Below are 6,155 nucleotides of genomic sequence, written 5' to 3'. Positions count from 1 at the left end.
GGGCCGGCCGTCGGCCAGCACGGCGGCCAGCGCGGCCAGGGTGAGGGGCTGCGCGGGCGAAATGGTATGGGTGGGCATTGAGGGAAAAAGGGGTGGGTTGGGGGGGGCTGCAAAACTAGGGGTATTTCGGCAGCCTGTCCACCATAGAACCGAGTAGCGCATCGGGCCTTTGTCGGCTTTCTAATAATTGAATTATATAGTATATGTATTATATTTAAGCTTGTTCCCCGCCTGGGGTTGTGCTTTTCTTCTCCTCTTTTCTGCGTTCGCTATGAAATACATGTCATTTTCCCGGGCCTTTCTGCGGCTGCCGCATCGGTGGATGCTGCTGTTGCTTGGGCTGCTGGCCGGGCCGGCCCGCGCCCAGTTTCCTTCCACGGCGAGCACCTCGCAGTTTGTGTGCAATGCCCCCGGCAACCAGTTTGGCGTGCAGGCCCTGCCCGATGGGGCGGGCGGCTCCTTCGTGGTTTGGATTGACAAGCGCAACGGCAATAGCTCCGGCCTCGGCACCGGCATCTACGCCCAGCGCCTGAACGCGGCGGGCGTGCCGCTATTGGCCGCCAACGGTAAGCGCCTGTTTCAGACCGGCAGCCGTGAAATTTTTGGGATGAAGGTGGTGCCCTGGCAGTACGGCTACCTGGTGGCCTGGGTGCAGGGAGCGTTTGGCGTTGGCGGCGATACCGTGCGCTGCCAGTTCTACAGCGCCACCGGCGACCCGCAATGGTCCTATCCGACGGTGGTGGCCTACCGCACGCTGCCCACTGTCATCTACGAAAGCGAGCAGGGGCTCAACATTCTGCCCACCAGCACGGGGGCTACCATCACCCACGCCCTGGCCCTGAATGGCGGTAGTGCCCGCTTCACCTTCAATAAAATCGGGCCGACCGGAGTGTTGAGCTACCCCAACAACGACCGGCAGGTGCAGGTGCTGCCCGTCGGCAGCTTTGCTTCTGACTACTACCACACGGTGGGCGACGGGGCCGACGGTTTCTACCTCGTAGCCAGTGCCGGCGGGCTGGGCTCGCCCATCTATGCCCAGCGTTTCGGCGCCGCCGGGGCGGCCAACTGGGCCAACTACGCCGTTATATCAGCCGGTGGGGTCTCCGGGCGCGGCTCCGACTGGCAACTGCTCACCGACCCGGCCAGTAACCTCTACGTAGCCTGGACCTCGAACGGCGGCGACCCGCTGGTGTCGAAGGTGCTGCCCACGGGCGCGCTGGGCTGGGCCGCCCCCGGCTACGTAGCCCTCAGCACCGACCCGGCATTCCAAACCAACCCCGATGCCCTCTGGTACAACAATGCGCTGTGGATGATATGGGAAGACGCGCGCGGCGGCAGCGGCAATTTCGATTACAAGTGCTACGCCCAGAAAATTGACGCTGCCGGCACCCCCGCCTGGGCCGCTGGCGGCTTGCCCGTCTACGGGTTGTCGGCGGGGTATCCGCGGCCCAAGCTCGCGCCTTCCGACAATGGCTCCGTGATGGCCTTCTACTCCACTGATACCAACGCGGCCAACTTCCGCGCCCAGAAAATTCTGCCTGCCGGCACCCTGGCTTTTGCCGCGCCCGGCGTTGTGCTACATTCGGTGGCCGACAACCGGCCCTTTGAGCTCGACTACGTGCCCGTGGGCCAGCCCAACGGCTCGGTGCAGGTGTTTTGGTCGTCGCCGGGGGCAGCGCCCACCGGGCGCGACATCGTGGCCGGCCGCATGCAAAGCTCCGGCACGCTACTCGGCATCGAGCGTGCCGCCGAGGCCCTGGGCTTTGTAGTGTATCCCAACCCGGCGGCTATGGAATTGAAGCTACAGTTTCCGGCGGCCATCCGTCCCACCAGCCTGCGCTTGTATGACGGGCAGGGCCGTTTGGTGCGGGCTTTTGCCGAGGCAGTGGGGCCGCTGTCGCTGCGTGGGCTGTCGGTGGGGCTGTATGTGCTACGGGCCACGCTGGCCGGGCAGGAGGTGAGCCGGCGCGTGGTGGTAGAGTAAAAACAGGTTGAAAATAAGCACGTCATGCTGAGCTGGTCGAAGCATCTCTACCGCAGCAGTAATCAATGTTACTTGCGCGGTAGAAATGCTTCGACCAGCTCAGCATGACGTTTCTGAGTTTTGGCTGGCGATGTACTTACTCCGCCGTCAGCGCGGCCACCACTTCGCCCAGCGGCAGCACGCGTTCCACGCCAGTTTGCATGATTTTGACCTTCGCCACGCCTTGGGCGATTTCTTCCGGCCCGAGCACAATCACCAGCGGAATGCCCTTGGCATCAGCGTATTTGAACTGCTTTTGCAACTTGCTCGCATCGGGGTACAGCTCGCTGGGGATGCCAGCGGCGCGCAGCTGCGCCAGCAGCGGCAGCGCGGCTCGGCCGCTGGCCACGTCAAAATGCGTGATGAGGCAGCGGGTGGGCGTTTCGCCGGTCTGGGTGAACAGGTCGAGCGCCTCCAGGCAGTCATACAGACGGTCGACGCCGAACGAGAAGCCCACGCCCGATACGCCCGGCAGCCCAAACGAGCCGGTGAGGTTGTCGTAGCGCCCGCCGCCGCTCACGCTGCCCATCTGCACGTTGTTGATTTTGACCTCGAAAATGCAGCCCGTGTAGTAGGAGAGACCCCGCGCCAGCGTGGGGTCGAATTCCAGCCGGTCGAACTGCTTGAAGCCCGAGGCCACGAGCAGGTCGCGCACCTGGGCCAGCTCGGTGAGGCCGCGGTAGTTGGCGGCGGCATCTTCGTCGGCCGCGTCGGGGCGCGCGCCATCGGGCTCCACGCCGGCCGTTACGAAGCCGGCCAGCAGGCGCTGCAGCTTCTCCTCGTAGCTGCCTTCCACGGTCAGCAGCTCAAACAGCGTGTCGATGGTACCTTCCGAGAAGCCGCGCTCCAGCAGCTCCTTGCTCACACCGTCGCGCCCGATTTTATCGAGCTTGTCGATGGCTACGAACAGGTCGGTTTCGCGGCCCTCGCCGCCCAGCGCCTGATAGATGTTGCGCAGGACGCCGCGGTGGTTGATTTTGATGGTGAAGTCGTGCAGGCCGAGGCCGCCCAGCACCTGGGCCATCATCAGCACGATTTCGGCTTCGCAGAGCAGCGAGTCGGTGCCCACCACGTCGGCGTCGCACTGGTAAAACTCGCGGTAGCGGCCGCGCTGGGGGCGGTCGGCGCGCCACACGGGCTGCATCTGGTAGCGCTTGAAGGGGAAGGTGAGCGTGCCGCGGTTCATGGCCACGTATCGGGCGAAGGGCACGGTGAGGTCGTAGCGCAGGCCTTTCTCGGCCACTTTGGGTAGCAGGGCCTTGCTGCCGGTGACCAGGTCGTCGGCCGTCACGTCTTTGGCAAAATCGCCGGAGTTCAGTACTTTAAACAGCAGTTGGTCGCCCTCGTCGCCGTACTTGCCGGTGAGCACGGAGAGGTTCTCCAGCGTCGGCGTTTCGAGCGGCGCGTAGCCAAACGACTCGAACGTGCGGCGGATGACGTTGAAAATGTGCTGGCGGCGCGCCACCTGCGCGGGGCCAAAATCGCGGGTGCCCTTGGGAATACTCGGTTTTTGCATAACGGGGGCAAAGGTAGGCAGGGGGCTGAATCAACTTTTCGGAAGTTGCCCAGGCTACGTTCTAAACAAGCGGAAACGTGTTTTGCCCCCAATAACGCCGTTATTACATCCATATGGTTTCGTGCGGCCAAGACTATAGCGAATACTTGCCCAGAGGCAGATTCAACCCTCTGTAATGGCTCGCACCGCCAAAAAACAGCCCTAAACCCGTGTACAGCATAAGCAGCTCCACTGAATGATGGGACTTGCTCAACGACCAGCCGGCCGAACCTACGTACAGTATAGGTCACGCAACACCAGCGGCCAGTATGCCACCCAGCAGGCATGTGAAGAGTAGCGAAACCCTTTTCTTCATTAATGCAAGTGCCATGAAAGAGAAGGCGCATAGCAGCATGTAAGCTGGTGACAGGCTCACGAGCTCAACCAAGAAATTGACAAAAAAAGCTGTGCCCCATTTGACCAAGGGTTGGCCGTGAAGCATTGACCAGGGCATCATGGACAAACTAGGCGAAAACATGCGAACCAGTGCAGCCAAGCCGCAGCAGCTGAACCAAATTAGAAGCAGGCTTCGTGTTTCACGCATCTGGAGTTTCAGGGAGTGTCAACTTGGTAAAAGTAACTAGGAGCCTAGCCGCTTGGCAAGCAGGTAGGGCTTTCGATTCATGGCTACGGGGCATTCAGCAATTGTAGCCGACGAATAACGGTAGCAGGTGCAATGATTATCAAAACGAAAAACCCCGCCGCCGGACGAACCGACGACGGGGCCTTTTCTGCAGAAAGGAAGGGGAGCAATTATTCTTTTTTGAACTCGAACTCGCCGCCGCCCTGCTTCAGCTTAAAGGTAGGCTGGTCGGCCGAGAATTCCACACGCAGCTGGGCTGGGTCGAACTTGAACACACCGGGGCTCACGGCCTCCAGCGGGAAAGCGGGCTGGCCAGTGGCTTGGGCCTTGAGCACATTACCCTCGCGGGTGAAGGTGATTTTGAGCGGAATCTGGGGGCTGCCGTAAGTGCCGGCGTAGCGGTCGAGGTCGGCCGGCGCGGGGGCATAGTTGGTGGGCTGCAGCTCAGGCTTTAAGGCCACGCGGACATCGCGCTGGGCCAGGGCCCAGGCCGTGTGGAAGATGAGCTGGTCGCGCCGGGCCATGGCCGGGAAGTCGATGAACTCCACATCATCCGTCGCCTTGTGGTACTGCGGGTGCAGGCCGCTGGTGTAGAAGATGATGGGCACGTTGTGCTTGGCGAAGTTGTAGTGGTCCGAGCGGTAGTAAATCTGCTCAGGGTCGGCCGGGTCGTTGTATTTGTAGTCGAGGGCCAGCGGGTTGTACTGCTGGTTGGTGGCCTCGCTCAGGGTGTTGAGCTCGGTGCTGAGGCGGTCGGCACCCACCAGGTACACGTAGTCGCCCTTGCCCTGGTGCAAGCTGTCCACGCGGCCCACCATGTCGATGTTCAGGTCGGTTACGGTTTTTTCGAGCGGGAACACGGGGTGGTCGGTGTAGTACTGCGAGCCGAGCAGGCCTTCTTCCTCGCCGGTGTTGGCCAGAAACAGGATGCTGCGGCGCGGGCCGTGCCCGTCCTTCTTGGCCTGCGAAAAGGCGCGGGCCATGGCCAGCACGCTCACCGTGCCCGAGCCGTCGTCGTCGGCGCCGTTAAACACCACGCCGTCCTTGATGCCAAGGTGGTCGTAGTGGGCCGATACCACGATGACTTCATCCTTTTTGTCGCTGCCTTCGAGGTAGCCCAGCACGTTTTCAGTGGTGAATGGCTCAGTGGTCAGCTTGGCTTGGGCTGTGGCGTTGGTGGCCGGCTTGAAGGGCGAGGCCACCGGCTTGCCAGCCTTGGCCACGCTCTGGCGGTACTTGTCGAGGCCGGCCGGGGTGGTGCCGAGTAGCTTGGCGCCCATTTCGGGCGACACCACCAGGATGTTGAACCCCTGCTTTTTCTTCTGGTCGCCGTCGAAGGTCAGGTCTTCGTGGCCCATAATCTGGTCGAAGGTTTTGGGCACGGCCGTGTAGGCGGCGGCCGTGGGCATCACGATGATGATGGTGCGCGCCCCCAGCGGGAAGATGGATTTGCGCCGGGCGCCCAGCCCTTCGAGCGAGGCCGGAGCGTAGGGGCTGGGTTTGCCGTCGGGGCCTAGCAGCGACTTCCCGTCGGTTGTCAGCGGCTCGCCAGCCAGCAGAATAATGTCCTTGCCCTTGTAGTCAGCCGGCGTGGCGAAGTCCGAATATTTGTCTTCCTTGATGCCGTAGCCCACAAACACCGGCTGCAGCGAGGTGGCCGTAGCGAAGGCGTCGGTCATCACGCCGTAGAAGTCACGCTTACCCTGAAAAGTCTGGCTGCCCACTTTCACGGTGCTGGCCGGCAGGTCGAGGCTGGTGCGCTTCATGCCGAAGTGCTGGATGTAGGGGTTGTCGGAACCCGCCACGGGGCCGGCCAGGCCGTCGGCCGCGAAGGCCTTGGCGATGTAGTCGGCGGCCATTTTCTGGCCTTTCTTGCCGGTTTCGCGCCCCTCGTAGGCATCCGAAGCCAGCACGTCGAGGTCGGCCTTGAGGCCGGCAGGGGTGATAGTGGCGGCGTAGGGCAGCGACCAGTCGGTGGGCGCGGCGGCCGGGGC

Annotated in this window: 3 protein-coding genes; 1 reads left to right on the top strand and 2 read right to left on the bottom strand. The window is 62.5% G+C overall.

The annotated features are described in order from the left end of the window. The first annotated feature begins 271 nt into the window (after positions 1 to 271). Positions 272 to 1,984, top strand: coding sequence for a T9SS type A sorting domain-containing protein (locus ACYVDE_RS12635; RefSeq protein WP_460501904.1), 1,713 nt, complete (start codon positions 272 to 274; stop codon positions 1,982 to 1,984). 136 nt (positions 1,985 to 2,120) lie between these two features. On the opposite strand, the gene hisS is transcribed toward ACYVDE_RS12635, so the two are convergent. Both hisS and ACYVDE_RS12625 read right to left on the bottom strand, forming a co-directional pair. Next, entirely contained in the window at positions 2,121 to 3,539 is a 1,419-nt protein-coding gene (gene hisS / locus ACYVDE_RS12630; protein ID WP_460501903.1) for a histidine--tRNA ligase, read from the bottom strand. A gap of 792 nt (positions 3,540 to 4,331) precedes the next feature. After that, positions 4,332 to 6,155: M28 family peptidase (locus ACYVDE_RS12625; RefSeq protein ID WP_460501902.1), on the bottom strand; the 1,824-nt coding region annotated here is incomplete at its 5' end.

It is taken from the genome of Hymenobacter agri, from assembly GCF_054778495.1.
This window is presented reverse-complemented; position numbering and strand designations above follow the sequence as displayed.

Excerpts from the sequence above, each read along its gene's own strand:
- ACYVDE_RS12635 (WP_460501904.1), top strand. The coding sequence starts at position 272 with ATGAAATACATGTCATTTTCCCGGGCCTTTCTGCGGCTGCCGCATCGG.
- hisS (WP_460501903.1), bottom strand. The coding sequence starts at position 3,539 with ATGCAAAAACCGAGTATTCCCAAGGGCACCCGCGATTTTGGCCCCGCG.